The sequence below is a fragment of the Microbulbifer maximicatervae (SeqCode) genome (genome assembly GCF_052467225.1).
The window spans coordinates 4,434,759-4,448,165 of the sequence record NZ_CP174303.1; the positions used below are offsets into that span (position 1 = coordinate 4,434,759).

Annotated in this window: 16 protein-coding genes; 11 read left to right on the forward strand and 5 right to left on the reverse strand. The window is 40.6% G+C overall.

Annotation, left to right across the window (positions count from 1 at the left end):
* Positions 1-145 precede the first annotated feature (145 nt).
* Both ACJJIZ_RS19125 and ACJJIZ_RS19130 read left to right on the forward strand, forming a co-directional pair.
* Complete coding sequence (locus ACJJIZ_RS19125) at positions 146-580, forward strand: hypothetical protein (protein WP_282932466.1); 435 nt, start codon at positions 146-148, stop codon at positions 578-580.
* A 10-nt stretch (positions 581-590) separates the two neighbouring features.
* Positions 591-1,574: a hypothetical protein gene (locus ACJJIZ_RS19130; RefSeq protein WP_444914479.1), complete on the forward strand. Its 984-nt coding sequence runs from the start codon at positions 591-593 to the stop codon at positions 1,572-1,574.
* 53 nt (positions 1,575-1,627) lie between these two features.
* Here the strand turns inward: ACJJIZ_RS19130 and ACJJIZ_RS19135 are convergent, their stop codons facing one another.
* Both ACJJIZ_RS19135 and ACJJIZ_RS19140 read right to left on the reverse strand, forming a co-directional pair.
* Positions 1,628-1,873, reverse strand: a complete 246-nt coding sequence (locus ACJJIZ_RS19135; protein ID WP_444914480.1) for a hypothetical protein — start codon at positions 1,871-1,873, stop codon at positions 1,628-1,630.
* 28 nt (positions 1,874-1,901) lie between these two features.
* Positions 1,902-2,675, reverse strand: coding sequence for a hypothetical protein (locus ACJJIZ_RS19140; protein WP_444914481.1), 774 nt, complete (start codon positions 2,673-2,675; stop codon positions 1,902-1,904).
* A gap of 128 nt (positions 2,676-2,803) precedes the next feature.
* On the opposite strand from ACJJIZ_RS19140, the gene ACJJIZ_RS19145 reads away from it, so the two are divergent.
* The 4 genes from ACJJIZ_RS19145 to ACJJIZ_RS19160 all read left to right on the forward strand — a co-directional run bounded on the left by ACJJIZ_RS19145 (position 2,804) and on the right by ACJJIZ_RS19160 (position 5,022).
* Positions 2,804-3,235 carry a GFA family protein gene (locus ACJJIZ_RS19145; protein ID WP_444914482.1) on the forward strand — a complete coding sequence of 144 codons (432 nt, stop codon included), beginning with the start codon at positions 2,804-2,806 and terminating at the stop codon, positions 3,233-3,235.
* Between the two features lie 719 nt (positions 3,236-3,954).
* Complete coding sequence (locus ACJJIZ_RS19150) at positions 3,955-4,374, forward strand: hypothetical protein (protein ID WP_444914483.1); 420 nt, start codon at positions 3,955-3,957, stop codon at positions 4,372-4,374.
* A 2-nt stretch (positions 4,375-4,376) separates the two neighbouring features.
* A complete protein-coding gene (locus tag ACJJIZ_RS19155) occupies positions 4,377-4,559 on the forward strand; it encodes a hypothetical protein (RefSeq protein WP_444914484.1) in 183 nt (60 codons plus the stop codon).
* The gene (locus tag ACJJIZ_RS19160) at positions 4,522-5,022 is read left to right on the forward strand and encodes a hypothetical protein (RefSeq protein WP_444914485.1); all 501 of its coding nucleotides are present in this window, start codon (positions 4,522-4,524) and stop codon (positions 5,020-5,022) included. Before ACJJIZ_RS19155 ends, ACJJIZ_RS19160 begins: the two co-directional genes overlap by 38 nt.
* Positions 5,023-5,538: 516 nt before the next feature.
* Here the strand turns inward: ACJJIZ_RS19160 and ACJJIZ_RS19165 are convergent.
* Positions 5,539-6,486: a DoxX family protein gene (locus ACJJIZ_RS19165; protein WP_444914486.1), complete on the reverse strand. Its 948-nt coding sequence runs from the start codon at positions 6,484-6,486 to the stop codon at positions 5,539-5,541.
* A 663-nt stretch (positions 6,487-7,149) separates the two neighbouring features.
* Here ACJJIZ_RS19165 and ACJJIZ_RS19170 point away from each other — a divergent pair.
* From ACJJIZ_RS19170 to ACJJIZ_RS19190, 5 genes are all read left to right on the forward strand, one after another.
* The gene (locus ACJJIZ_RS19170) at positions 7,150-7,416 is read left to right on the forward strand and encodes a hypothetical protein (protein ID WP_444914487.1); all 267 of its coding nucleotides are present in this window, start codon (positions 7,150-7,152) and stop codon (positions 7,414-7,416) included.
* A gap of 276 nt (positions 7,417-7,692) precedes the next feature.
* On the forward strand, positions 7,693-7,860 hold the full coding sequence (locus ACJJIZ_RS19175; RefSeq protein ID WP_444914488.1) for a hypothetical protein: 168 nt from the start codon (positions 7,693-7,695) through the stop codon (positions 7,858-7,860).
* A gap of 174 nt (positions 7,861-8,034) precedes the next feature.
* Positions 8,035-9,411 (forward strand): amidohydrolase family protein, encoded by a 1,377-nt coding sequence (locus ACJJIZ_RS19180; protein ID WP_444914489.1) that lies wholly within the window; start codon positions 8,035-8,037, stop codon positions 9,409-9,411.
* Between the two features lie 151 nt (positions 9,412-9,562).
* A complete protein-coding gene (locus ACJJIZ_RS19185; RefSeq protein ID WP_444914490.1) occupies positions 9,563-10,594 on the forward strand; it encodes a sensor histidine kinase in 1,032 nt (343 codons plus the stop codon).
* Positions 10,591-11,328 carry a LytR/AlgR family response regulator transcription factor gene (locus tag ACJJIZ_RS19190; protein WP_444914491.1) on the forward strand — a complete coding sequence of 246 codons (738 nt, stop codon included), beginning with the start codon at positions 10,591-10,593 and terminating at the stop codon, positions 11,326-11,328. The genes ACJJIZ_RS19185 and ACJJIZ_RS19190 overlap by 4 nt, the downstream gene beginning before the upstream one ends.
* Positions 11,329-11,597: 269 nt before the next feature.
* Here ACJJIZ_RS19190 and ACJJIZ_RS19195 read toward each other — a convergent pair whose 3' ends face one another.
* Both ACJJIZ_RS19195 and ACJJIZ_RS19200 read right to left on the reverse strand, forming a co-directional pair.
* Positions 11,598-12,275, reverse strand: a complete 678-nt coding sequence (locus ACJJIZ_RS19195) for a DUF7822 domain-containing protein (protein ID WP_444914492.1) — start codon at positions 12,273-12,275, stop codon at positions 11,598-11,600.
* A 514-nt stretch (positions 12,276-12,789) separates the two neighbouring features.
* A complete protein-coding gene (locus tag ACJJIZ_RS19200) occupies positions 12,790-13,056 on the reverse strand; it encodes a hypothetical protein (protein WP_444914493.1) in 267 nt (88 codons plus the stop codon).
* Between the last annotated feature and the right edge of the window lie 351 nt (positions 13,057-13,407).

Below are 13,407 nucleotides of genomic sequence, written 5' to 3' on the forward strand. Positions count from 1 at the left end.
GGGGGATTGATCGTTTTGATCACTTGAGGAAGCTTTGAAGGATTTTGAAATCGGATGGTGAACAGTTATTACTGTGCTACAGATTTTAATACATTATTTTTGAGTGTTACGATTTTAGCTATCCATCAATCAGAGGGCACTAATAATGCGCGTCTTCGCAGGAATGATTGTGCTTACTCAAATCATAACCACACTAACCGGCTGTAATAAAGCCAATAAAATCTACCCTACCACAGAGAACCTAATAGAAATTGAAAGTAAACGTCTAAAAGTACTAGAAGCTAAGGATAACGAAAGCGGCGTATTTATTAGGATTGGTGAATCACACACACGAAAATGTGAAATCCAAATATTAGGAGCCTCTATCAAGAATGAAATTTCAGTTAATTCAATTGAGCATGAAGACAAAATTAAAGCAGTTTGCTTTTGGGGAAACAAAGCTTACAGCCATACCAGAAGTCCGTTTACAAATGTGGCTTTACGCATAGATGAAACGGTAACTTTAGACATCCAGGCTTTTAACTCTGAAAATAAAGAATACCTAGCATTCACCTTAGTAAACGCACCAATAGGGAAATAAAGTAGCAAGAATGAAAGATAGATCAAAAGAAAATAAAGACCAACCAAATGCAAGAACAATAACCGAAGACGACAGATATATATTTTTCTTCCATCTCGGAATTGGTCTTACCGCGTTTATGCTTGTGGTGATGATTGGACTATTTATAGAAAGACCCATAACAGATTCCAACCAAAGCGGGATAGAGTGGGTTCAGGAGTTTATTAAATACCTTTCCCCGGCGTTCAAAGTTGCAGCAGGATGCATAGCAATAATCGGAATCATCTCTTTGATATTTCGCAGCGAACAAACTGCCCGACAGCTTGATCATGCAAAAGGTGTCTTAGAGTATGAGAAAAATAAATCTTCATTTTCAAGCTACATTGAACACCGCAATTTATTCGAGAAAACCATCAAAAGTATCGAAGAAGATCTAAAAATAGAATTCAAAGATATAAATACATTCTACAGTGATAGCTTCCCGGAAAATGAAATAAAAAATTTCAAAATAGAAATATCTGCAAAGTCTACAATACGAAAAGCCAAAGCTGGCATTGAAACTATCATTGAAGAATACACAGAATATATAGGGCAAGGATTTATTTCCGAAGCAGTAATTATCAATCACTACCAGAAGCTAGCAAATATTTACAATATGCTCCATGTAAAAGACCATAAGCTATACACATTCAACAACTATAGAAACATAAACTTCGATGAAGCCATTAGGGCGATAGATAAAGTTATCGAAGAAATAAATAGAATATCTTACACCGAAAGCGTCACCTCGGTACGCCCTTTTGCCATTGGATCATTTTATCACACGGCACTAAGGAAAATTGACCGTACGACCAATATAAAAGAAAGCGAAAATAATAGGACAGCAATTTTTAGATTCAACTCTGCTGATGCATTAATGAGATATGATCTAACATACGAGCCAGGTTTGATTTCTTTGGAATATATACCCATAAGAGATCTAGTGAAACCTATGGGGGAAAATCAAACAGGATAGCTTTTAAAAGATACTTGACGGCGAGCCAAATTAAATCAACTCGCCGTCAGCCGCTATAGACACTGATTTTCCTTCAATACCCCGCCTCGTAATATTGAATAGCGTGTAATCTCCCCCGTCTGGACATCTAAGATATTCAACCAACTATAAAAAATAGCTTTTTCTGACTGGGCAATTTCCTCCGCCAGCTCCACTGCCTCTTTCTTGGTAGGTGCTGCCACCTTAAAACTGTTTGCACCACCATTCATTAAGTGGGCACGGCCAGCAAAAATTGCGTATCTGTTGTTCTTCCTTTTCATTTTGTTCCCCTACTTTTTAATAATCAGCTCAAGCCACTATTGGCGTTAGCTTCGTTTTCAAATTGTCTGCGCTAGTTTGATGTGCAGTTATTGCAATCTCTTGGGTTGGCTTTTGTCCGCTGCCTGGGTGTGAGTGAGTTGCTAACGTACCAGCGAGCGCCGACACTACATCAATTAACTCTTCCAGTACTTTAAGTACATTTACAGATTCACTACCTAGCCAGGCCTTGCCACCATCCCTAACTTTTATGCTCTGCTGTGTTTTGGCGATAGACTCTCGAACATTCCCGATCTGCTCTTTTAGGTCGCGACCTACTGAGCTGTTAATATCGCTAATTGTTGATAGGTTCAAATTATCAAGCGCACCAATATTTAAACTACCACCCGACAGCAAACGCAAAGCGCCCAGTACTTCAATAATTTTAACCCCGGCAATTTCCTCTATCGAGTGCTCTTTAACTTGCCGGTACTCGTTGTCACAGCTGCTTTGTAATTCCGCAGCCTTAATAATTCTGCGTAGTGAATTTTCCCGAATATCCCCATGGGTCTCCCGGCTCCACTCTGCGTGGGCGTCTACTCTCTGTCGTACTGAGTCACTTTGCTGCCATGCTAAATCCTCACGGTCGAGCGCTGGGAGTCCTACCCTGTGCGATAACACCGTGCAAATAAATGGCTTATACGCCATTGCCTGCATAGTGCAACGGTAACAGTATGAAAAATGGCAAGCGATCAAGTAACAAACCACTACCGTCTCGTAACTTATATCGACAAAGAACTGATAAATAACTAGCCAAGCTATCAATATTTATGTTTACATCACTTAATTAGACTAGCATTTATAATTTAAACAAAAAATCTTATTGATGGTAAAAGGCATACTTAATTTAGATCCTTATTTTAAATAAAGTTTTGCATCTACAGGCTCAATATATGAATAGCAAGAATAAAATCACTTCCGGTGGCTGCTTGTGTGGAGCTGTGCGATATGAGGTTAAAGGGCCACTACGCAACGTAGTTAATTGTCATTGTAGTATGTGTCAAAAACTACATGGAAGTTTCGGCCCGCATACCAAAGCTCGCAAGGTCAACATTAAAATAACAAAAGATGACGGGCTGGCGTGGTATAAAACATCAGAAGTGGCCCGCAGAGGCTTCTGCCAGCAATGTGGCTCAAGCCTTTTCTGGGAGCCATTTAATCTCGATGCAACTGGAATTATTGCAGGATCACTAGATGGCCCAACCGGGTTGAAAACTATGGGGCATATTTTCACCGGCGAAAAATCGGATTTTTACGAAATTGATGACGAACACCCTCAATTCAAGGGGTCATCTGATGGGCAGCTAGTCAATGACTACAAATAGGATGTTTTTTTGAGCCAGAGAGATAGGGGCATGTTTTCGGTAATGCAGCCTCGTTTTCAGGGGCTTAAATACCGTCTGCTCCAGCCCACCACTTCCAAATAGTGATTCAGCTGGAAAAGCACCCCTTTCGGTATGTTCAAATACTCACCACCGTCAAATGGAACAGATTTTGGGATTATTACCTAAGACTACCGGACTGAATCGAAGTGTGGACAGGCTCCTCATGCGTCTTGACGATACTGCCACAGATTGAGCTGAGATCTGCATAAGCCATACAGGCACATCAAGTAAAGCTTAGGGCTTAAAACGCCCCCCCTCCAAAACGCCAGCACAGTAGTCTTAAGCATTAGCTTGGCGAGTGATAGATTCGTTTGAACAGCTCATAAACCAGCTGATATCTATTAGACGCTCCCGCTATAGGGAGATGACTTCTTGTAGCACTTTTACTTCACAGTGATCAAGGGTATTGCCTCGAGGCTAACACTGGGAAAAACTGGAAGCTTTAAATAGATTTTACCAGGAGTAATTACCCCTGAAGGAGATTGCCTATTTGCAGATTTGGTGTTCACATAAAGCGCTATATGGTAGTGACTACTCATTAAGCTGCAGACACCTAAGTCCATTTGTTATCGGACTGGTTTACCTAATGAACCTCTAAGATTCTACCCGATAGTTGAAACATTATCATATTAGAAAAATATTGATTTCCAGAAATTCATATGAAAGTGAATGTTATTGAATTATTTATAACATCACTAGATAATTCCAGCACCATTTGGTTTTTTAATTCCAAACCAGTAACATCAAGAGGGATGTATATGTCTATTTTCTGGGTGGTTGATACTAAAGTAAGAGTTTTACCACAAAGCTCGCTACCTCAAGATGGTAGTACCTTCTACTTTGGAAGATCTATAGTTCCAGACGAATCTAAAGAAAGTGCTGTAGTTAGATTAACCGCCGCACTTGAAGAGGACTTCATGCTAGTTGAGGAGGTTTCCAACGTGACTACATATGATAGTCAGCAGTGGGAAACCGAAGCCGATGAAGACTTTGAGACCAAGGAATCTTATGAGGAAGCCCTCCAAACGGGAGAGATCGCATTCGGTTGTTTTTCGTCAGAGCTATCAATGGAGGATTAATTGTGACAAAGGGAGCCATGACAATAGCCGAAGGAAGTCAGGACAAAAAATTTAAAACCGATGCAACACTTATTTTAAACGGAGTACAAGAACATCAATATGTTCTTCGTACTGCTTTTGATTCACTGTCAGTTTGGAAAACCAAATATGCAGTCAGTGTATCCCCGCCTAAAGACCAGCATTAAAGAGGCAGCTTTAATTGACAATGAAATCTGGGTTTTTGGTATAGATGGCACTAATTCAAACCATATAATTGACGCAGTAACAGTAGCCTCCCAATTCTACATGATTGAGCCTAGGGATATTCTTAGTAATATATATGTGAAAAATCTGAATGCCGAAGGAGAAGCCGGTCTTGAACTCAACTTCTTGGTCCAGCTGAATAAAGATTTATATAGAGCAACAACTGAGGCTATCATGGAGGCCTGCAGGCACTTTGGTATAAATAGTGAAGTAAATCTCCATGTATATAGCTCCAATATAAACCCAAAAATTCTTCAGAAAGATTTACATCAAGCAATGAAAGATGGAGGAGCCTCTTCAGTTGTTACAGACCCTAGAAATATGAAGTATAAGTCAGGAAACAACCTTGGTAGTAAGGGCGCCAATATTAGAACCAATATGCATGTGGCAAAATTAGAGTTTTAACTATATCGACATAAAATATAAAGCCTGATCGATCTAGTTAGTAAATTATTTACAGCTAGTATATAAATTGGGTTACCAGGAACAATTTATGACCCCATAATTTGGAGTATGATCCAACTTAGGGAACTAGCTCCCCATCTGGTAACTCATTCTATTTGATTTACAAGTAAATGCTCTGAATTTATATTCATATCCTGAATAAAAGAGCGAGATTCAAACTACCGAAAGGAGTAGATCAGCCAGGCGCGGATTATAGGAAATGTCGAACACCATGTACCCAGTATTTATTGAGCGGAGAATTAGCTCCGCTCTGCAGCCTCCACTTACCCCACTAATCTATAAAAAGAAACCTTTAAAATTTCAGTTGAAAAACATCCAGTTCATAGATGAGATGCCCAGCAATTCTATGGAGGCTTTAGATCTCTATTAGCAGATCAATTACGCCCACATAAAGGGATAAAACCTCCTTGTAAATAACAAGCACTGAATATTTCTTAGTGTTAAATGCACCCGGTTTTACGCTACTCTAGTATATTTTAACTCAAAATCTCCCCCACCAAATACAACCAGCAGAATTCCGGCCCCAAGTATTGGCAAATGCCCTATCAACTCATGAATACCAAGAATCGATGCAGTTAATAGAAAGAAACTTAATACCGTAAGAGTTGCTAACCGCGTTGACCAGCCCAACAAGATAACCAACCCAAAGCAGAACTCAGCCATTCCCGCAGAAAAAACGAAGGTCAAGTCGGAGAAAGAATACCACCCCAGATTAGACATGAAGTTCCAATGATAGTGCTGTAGAAACTCAAGGCCCAGATGAGGGTTGAGCCACTTATTGTGAACTGCCAGAGTCATTAGCTGAAGGCCTAGCCCGCAGCGTAAAGCAAGCAGTCCAAGATCTGGCTTTTGGTACAATATAAATGCTAGTGAAAGCCCTAAAAATTCAAAGCCGTAATCAATCCAGATTGAGAATGGGTAAGTAGCCATTATTGAGAGCAAAAGCGCGAAGATTAGATACCCGGAGCTTCTTAGGCTGACATCTAAAATTAACACAATACCAATTACCAGCTGAAACTCATTAACAAGACTTTGCGTGGCAGAGAATTCCAGGTTAGGGGCCAGTAATACACCCGAAAAATAATTAAAAACAAAGGTTAACCCAATCAATGCAGACGTGATATGCCAAATTTTGTGACGACCAATGTCGGACCAGAGGTAGGGAAATTTATTAGATGCTTTGTGAACTGCCACTACCTCAAGTGACTGTAAGGATCTATTCACCATACAGTATAGAAAGCCCCCCAAAAGAACTAACGCATATATCCAATTCCACTCAAACTCAACTGCATTACCATCGTTTTGTACAAACCAGCGTACATGAGACCACGCAGGAGAAGAAACAAAGTAGCCTATAAAAGCTATAACCAGTAGAAAGCTGTAAGACTTCCTCCGTGTAAACATAATTATTACCTCAATGAATACTGCTTTTAGCCTACAAAAATCTATGCAGGCAGCTTTTGCACCTGATCATATATAGTTCACGTATTTAGAGTAAATAAGGTAGCGTTCACGTTGCTAGGTACTTAACAAATGTGAAAAAAATAGCATTCTGAGGGGATTCTTTGTCAACCAAAAAATTTCTTGAAGCAAGTTCACAAAGTGTGAAATCATTGCTCATTGGTAATGATCACCAATAGATCTTAGCTATCTTGCGCGCGTCTAGAATGAGGATATTATCCGTCAGACAAATGGGTGAGCAACCACATAAGTCTATCTTTTATTAATAGTTTTACTAAAACCAAAAAGTGCTGGTTATTTATGATTGAATTTAAAAGATATGCTCACATTGAAGACTTAAGGAGCCTCTGAATAACTCCGTAATGCCTCTGCGAGTCTTGAAGGCTGCAGATGTTAGGCGCAGCTCGCCGCGAATGGCCGTAGCCCTTTGCAAGAGCTGCAACGCAGCAGGTGCGGCCTTCAAGGCCCGCCCTTCGGGGCTTGCAGAGCGATTCACACTCCGCGTTGCGACTTCTTGAAAGGTCTAGACATTCCTGCGAAGCCGCGCCTTGATTGTGAACCGCTCTGAAAGCCAGAGGTATCACGGAGTTATTCAGAGGCTCCTTAATGCTTTACTATGTAAAATCATACAAAGATGACTCAATACTTAAAATACTAAAGGAAGGGGTAAATAGCACTAGTGAAGCAGAAGAGTTTTCTCTCTTTATTTGGCGGGTTGTTGATTCTATTCATGATGACCAGGAAAACGAAATAGAGATAATGGGCAGCGCAGGTATTCTTGAAATGTTACCTGATCTCGAATATGAAATATCAGATTATATGCAATCAGTAGGCTTCTACGATGTATGGTGTAGAGTGAGTAAACAGGCTTAATAGTACCAATACTCATTATTCAAGAATTGAAAATAGAAGCTTTACAAACCAGCTTAGTGTTGAGCTGACTAGTACTACTACCATCTCAAGCCTTTATCCCAACAATTCTGGGCACCCACAAAAGTAGCAGCTTCAAAGACAATCCATATTGATACCGCATAAAACGTTGAATCAAACTCTGTATAAATGGCTAGCCAAATAGGGGGTAACCAATGCCTATTCCACGCAGCGCGCAAATCTCATGAGTGGCCAATGCACTTGCTTGAGTACATAAAGATGTCAAAAGCATGGGGCCGGGTAAAAGATATGGACATCGTCTCAATTGGGGCGGCAAAAGCCAGCTGGCAGATTTCCCAAGATGCGGCAACTTATACCACAACAAGCAATTACAAGCCTGCCGTCCTTTATATCAATAAAAAGACCGCTTTGAACTGTCCTCCATAGCCAAGGCTAGCCTTGACAAGCCAGGAGCAGACACCACAACTCACTTCAATGCCATACCACTCACAGGCTTTAACTGTTCGTTCGTCTACGAATATGTCGATTCGTCACTTTTTTAAACACCGAGATTACTGTCGCTATAAGCTAGGTCAAAACTCAATAGGAAAAGAAACTCTTATGAAAGTTACAGCCATTGCCTCCTGTTTACTATTAGCCTCAAGTAATAGCTTCGCCCTCGAAACCAAAAAGAATGACTACGATTTGAGAATCGACAATGTACAAATATTAACCAACGATACGGAAGGCTTTAGCGAGAAAAGCCGTATTTACATTCAAGATGACCGCATAGCCAGAATCACTCCGATGACCAGGACAGCCCTACCTGCCGAGAATACCCACGACGCACAGGGTAAATATGCGATACCGGGTTTGATCGATTTACATGTGCACTTGAGTGCATCTGGGTCAACTTATAAGAATTATCAGCATCTGCCGCTAGAAACCAACTTAAACAATCAACTCTATTATGGCGTTACCGCTGTCACTGACCTTCTGATGTCGAGCGAGATGATGCAATCTATATCCCAGTTGAACGATTCGGCTCCACAAGTATTTGCCTCCGGACCCGCCTTCACCAACCCCAGAGGTCACGGTACCCAATTCGGAGTGAAAGTTCATGAGATTGACAGTATCGAGCAAATCAGTGCGAGCTGGGATGCACATTTAAGTTACCAGCCAAAGTTGACCAAAGCCATCATAGAAACTTTTAATGGTACTGTCGCCCCACTCTCAGATGATGTACTCAAAGAGATTGGAAAACGCTCCCAAAGCGCCGACTTACCGTTTTTTGTTCATGTCTCCACCCTGGAAGATGGGAAACGAGCAATCAAGGCCGGGGCTACTGCTTTAGCCCACGGTATTAATTTTGAACCAGTGGACAATGAATTTATAAAGCTCATGCTACAAAACGAGGTTACCTATATACCCACTCTATCAGTGCTTCATAATCAGGCTGATGAACATGAAAATCAATCTATCACTCAGTTAGACTTGGCACCTATACACCCAAAAATGAAGGACTGCCTGTTCAATGAAGTCCAGGCACCAACGGCCAGTAGAAAACTAGCCTGGGAGAAAAAATCTATCGCATATAATAACGTGATCAAGCTAGCTAAAGCCGGAATAAAAATTGGCGCTGGCTCTGACTCCGGCAACCCCTACTCGCCACACGGACTGGGCTTAATAAGCGAGATATTAGCCTTGCAAAAAGCGGGCCTATCCAACCAGCAAATCTTACTCGCCACAACACAGGTTGCAGCAAAAGCTTTGAATGCAAGTGACGATATAGGGTCAATATCCCAGGGAAAACGAGCTGATTTTATTCTGCTAAACAAAAATCCTATTGAGAACATACAAGCAATTACAAACCCAGAAAAGATCTATCTTGCAGGTGTGGCGGTAGAGAGAAAACAGCTTATCGAGAAGAGTTACGCCACTCCCCCCATTGGTTCTAGTTGTGAATCTTCATCGGAGACGAAAGGCCATAGAATATAAAAGAACTTCATAGTGTCAGCACCCATTTAAATTGTAATTTATGGGTGCTGATACTCACCTTTAGCTAATAAGCAAACATATCAAGCGGGCTTGAATTAAAACTATCTTATCTTATTTAATCCCAATATAATTGACCAATACAGAATAAGCTATGATAGCTATTGCTCATCAATATTTTATGTCAATACTAAAAGATCTTAAGCATCCTTTCTTTGCGAAGTCATTTGTCGTCGTTCTATTACTAGATATAGCTTGCGTATTTGTTTTTTTTGAATCAGGAGATATAAGCTCGGTCAGCAATGCTCTCACTGGTGCTCCGATATGGTTTGTTTTCTTTTATTGGCTACCCACCTGGTCCACAGCTCTCATTGTATTGCGCCTTAGACGCAGAGGGTATCATTCATTGTTAATCGAGTGGATGATCCTGGTAGTCCATATGACTATCGGCAATCAGTGCGTTAGCTGGTTTATAGAGTACGCCTTTAATGTCGAAGGCGGCTTGAATATGGGAATGGGCATTATCTTTAATGGGCTAATGTGGGCTACCTGTTTATACTGTTCTTACGCCATGCTGGAATACCGCCATAAAGTCTCTGAGCAAAAGCTCGCCATGCAGAAAGCAAAATTACAAACATTACGTTATCAGCTAAATCCACACTTTATGTTTAACAGTCTTAATGCTATCTCCTCCTATATTCATAGCGATCCAAACCTTGCTGATGAAGTTTTACATAAACTAGCAGATATTTTGAGACATTCTCTCGACACTGGCGAGCTAGAAGAAACTACAATCAAAGAAGAAATTGAACTGATTAATAAGTATTTAGAAATAGAAAAAGTACGTTTTGGTGATAATTTGAAAGTAGAGATTACGGTAGACCCAAGAGCCAGTGATATCTCTATCCCGCCCCTATTATTACAGCCAATTTTTGAGAATTGTTTCAAACATTGTCGTACAATAGAAAACTTACATATTCAATGTCGTATCTACTTAAAGAATGACAAGGTAATTATTGAAGTCGCAGATAACGGATATGGATTTCAGGAAAGCGTTCTTAGTTTTATCCACTCACAGGGAACTGGAATTCATAATTTGCGCCAGCGCGTTGAGCTACGACCAAATGGAAAACTTACTCTAAGCAATCAAAGCGGTGCCCACGTTAAAGTTGAGATGTCTGTATGAATTTAAGGGTCATTATTGCCGAAGATGAAGCACCGGCAAGGAATAAATTAAAAGCTCAGCTGGCGACTATTAACTCTATTGAATTGGTTGCAGAAGCAAAATCTGGACTGGAAGCATTAACATTGATTGAGGAGCATCAACCACAACTACTACTGATGGACATTGAAATGCCTCATCTTAGTGGATTGGATGTACTAGATGCCCTAACTTACCAACCCTATATTATTTTCACAACAGCGTATTCTAAGTTTGCTATTGATGCTTTTAACCACGATACAATCGATTACTTGCTTAAACCCTTCCCATTGCAACGCTTAAAAGCTGCCATCGAAAAAGCGGAGAAGCGAATCAAACTTATTCATAACAGTACTCGGGTAGGGGATGATTCGATAGCACTAAAGCGCCTCGTAAGTAAGTGCGATGATCGCATGACCTTTATTGATCTGAACGATATTTCTTATATTAAGTCTGAACAAGGTTCAATTATTGCTCATACAGTGAAAGGCATCAAACCCTTACAAATGGGCCTAGATCAACTGGAGCAAAAGCTTAACCCAGATCAATTTCTACGCCTACACCGCAGCTACCTGATTAACCTGGACAGAGTCTCGGAAATTCAGCGTTACTTAAACGGAAAATTGGCAGTGATTATTGATGATGAACAGAAAACCACTTTAATATCTAGCCGATCCGGAGCCGATAGATTGAAAATGATATTCGAGCAGGGAAGCTAGAAATCGCTATTTATTTCTTTATTCTTACATGATTAGACCGTGCTTACACCATAAATGGAAATCGGGCTGAGTTTAATCTGGAATACTGGCAAGTACGTTCTTGATACCACCTCATAAGCACTATCAAGTAATCATCCCAACATCATAAATCATAAACCATATCGACAAAAATAAAGTGCTGAACCAATTCAATACATTGGGAAAGACACAGGAGCCTCTAAAACTAGCCCAGCATTTCTTTAAGTGGAAATAAGAGTTTCGATATTCAATTATTCAAGAGACTCTTCAAATTCCTTTTTGCTCTCTAAATCGTAATAAAGGATATCACTCCAATACAAACCCACCGGAGGCTCACTCTCAACGTTGTCAAATTTATCATTGAACTGGAGCCCATAAAATGGACTTAAAGCAGATTCTGAATTGTTTTCTGCTGCACTCTTTACAATATCAGCCGATACCTTTGGGTCTTCAGGAAGTGCATCAATAGCTGCTCCAGCTTCACGGCAAGCGATAATTTCAGATTCAACGTAGCCACGCAGGACTGACTCTTCAGAGTCATCCATACAGTCGAGCTCGATAGTCTCAAGCAGTAGATGCCTATCCTTATGCTCTTGAAGGAATTCTAACGTTTCATTTAACATTGAATCCGGCAGATCCATAATGTCTTTGCTAATAACTCGCAGAACTTCAACAAATTTCTTTAACCGCGCAAATCCTGCCTCAAAGTCACTACTAATAGCATAAAGTTGAGTTTTATCATCAGGTGAATCGTCCTCAAAGCCATCCGAGACCAGTGACGCGCACAGATTGGGATTCCCGGACATTAGTACACGGTAGGTGAAGGGAATACTATATGGCCATTCAGATAAGCCTGAGATAGTCTCGGGGCGGTCTGAATAGGATTTAGGTTGATTACTAAGGCTATAAAGATAAGAACGATTTGCCATTTTGAGGCTCCCTATAAATACTGCCAACGGCACAACTTTATCGCTGTCATGCCTTTTCTGCTCAAGAAAACTATTGGATTGAAACTTCCTGGGCTAAGAAAGTCGAGAGTGAAGTTAACTATGTGTGCTTACCATCCAGTTAGTTGCTAATAACCATCGGTTCATTCGTAAATTGAGTAGATGGATAAGTTAGGTACTGACCGCCAGCGTTCTATTTCTGTTAGAACTAGACTCTACCACTACTGAGCCTGATTATGTACAAAGGGGCTTTATTTTAATGATATTTTTCAGAAATTGATTTTAATCAATTTCAACTTGGAGTTTTTCTAACGGTGCTGTAGCCAGAGCCATTCAACTTTACCCCTGGAAATAGCTCTGGTCACTCGGGAGATTATCAAACCACAACCTGCCTTAACCTGAACTTTAAATTACTCACGCTATACATGTAACAGTTACTTACTTTTCCTACCCTCTGTCTTCGTTCATTAAGTCTATCTTAGTTACCAGATTCCTATTATTCTGGGCACTCCCTTTCTTCCAATACCCCACCCCTCTTGATTGAGTATTCTGTATAACTCCCAGTCATTATATCGAGAATTTGTAGCCAGGAATAAAACAGTGCTTTTTCAGATTTAGCAATTTCTTCTGCCAGTTCCTTTGCGGCTTCCTCTGTGGGTGCAGAATCCCTAAAGCTTTTTGCACCTCCATTCATTAAATGAATCCGCTCTGCAAAAATTGCGAAGCGATTAATTTTTCTTCCCATAATTTTCTCCTTATCCATAAAAACAGCTTAAGCCCTTACACTCCTAAGCTGATACTTCCATCCAATTTATACTTCGCTCAACTCCTCGCATCTGTGCTAGGGTCAGCTCTAACTCCTCGCGTAGATTCATCTCTACTGATACCGAAAAGCTGCGTACGTATTTTGTATAGTTAAGGATACAGATAGCGTACATTGGCCGGTTGTTATAACCCGATCGGTAACGGCAGATCCGGATCGGCTCTCCGTCAATAGTGATATTTCTGGCTCCCATTGCTACCCCCCACTCAAAATACTGTACATGTATACAGTATACGGTAAAAGGTTCAGGAACTGTCAAGTCACTATTACCGCCAGTCCAGGGCCCACTCC

What these genes read in the sequence shown, in the direction of transcription:
- ACJJIZ_RS19185 (WP_444914490.1), top strand. Translation starts at nt 9,563, where the DNA reads ATGATAGCTATTGCTCATCAATATTTTATGTCAATACTAAAAGATCTT.
- ACJJIZ_RS19200 (WP_444914493.1), bottom strand. Translation starts at nt 13,056, where the DNA reads ATGGATAAGGAGAAAATTATGGGAAGAAAAATTAATCGCTTCGCAATT.
- ACJJIZ_RS19165 (WP_444914486.1), bottom strand. Translation starts at nt 6,486, where the DNA reads ATGTTTACACGGAGGAAGTCTTACAGCTTTCTACTGGTTATAGCTTTT.
- ACJJIZ_RS19135 (WP_444914480.1), bottom strand. Translation starts at nt 1,873, where the DNA reads ATGAAAAGGAAGAACAACAGATACGCAATTTTTGCTGGCCGTGCCCAC.
- ACJJIZ_RS19195 (WP_444914492.1), bottom strand. Translation starts at nt 12,275, where the DNA reads ATGGCAAATCGTTCTTATCTTTATAGCCTTAGTAATCAACCTAAATCC.
- ACJJIZ_RS19160 (WP_444914485.1), top strand. Translation starts at nt 4,522, where the DNA reads ATGCAGTCAGTGTATCCCCGCCTAAAGACCAGCATTAAAGAGGCAGCT.
- ACJJIZ_RS19170 (WP_444914487.1), top strand. Translation starts at nt 7,150, where the DNA reads ATGCTTTACTATGTAAAATCATACAAAGATGACTCAATACTTAAAATA.
- ACJJIZ_RS19150 (WP_444914483.1), top strand. Translation starts at nt 3,955, where the DNA reads ATGAAAGTGAATGTTATTGAATTATTTATAACATCACTAGATAATTCC.
- ACJJIZ_RS19145 (WP_444914482.1), top strand. Translation starts at nt 2,804, where the DNA reads ATGAATAGCAAGAATAAAATCACTTCCGGTGGCTGCTTGTGTGGAGCT.
- ACJJIZ_RS19130 (WP_444914479.1), top strand. Translation starts at nt 591, where the DNA reads ATGAAAGATAGATCAAAAGAAAATAAAGACCAACCAAATGCAAGAACA.
- ACJJIZ_RS19125 (WP_282932466.1), top strand. Translation starts at nt 146, where the DNA reads ATGCGCGTCTTCGCAGGAATGATTGTGCTTACTCAAATCATAACCACA.
- ACJJIZ_RS19180 (WP_444914489.1), top strand. Translation starts at nt 8,035, where the DNA reads ATGAAAGTTACAGCCATTGCCTCCTGTTTACTATTAGCCTCAAGTAAT.
- ACJJIZ_RS19175 (WP_444914488.1), top strand. Translation starts at nt 7,693, where the DNA reads ATGTCAAAAGCATGGGGCCGGGTAAAAGATATGGACATCGTCTCAATT.
- ACJJIZ_RS19190 (WP_444914491.1), top strand. Translation starts at nt 10,591, where the DNA reads ATGAATTTAAGGGTCATTATTGCCGAAGATGAAGCACCGGCAAGGAAT.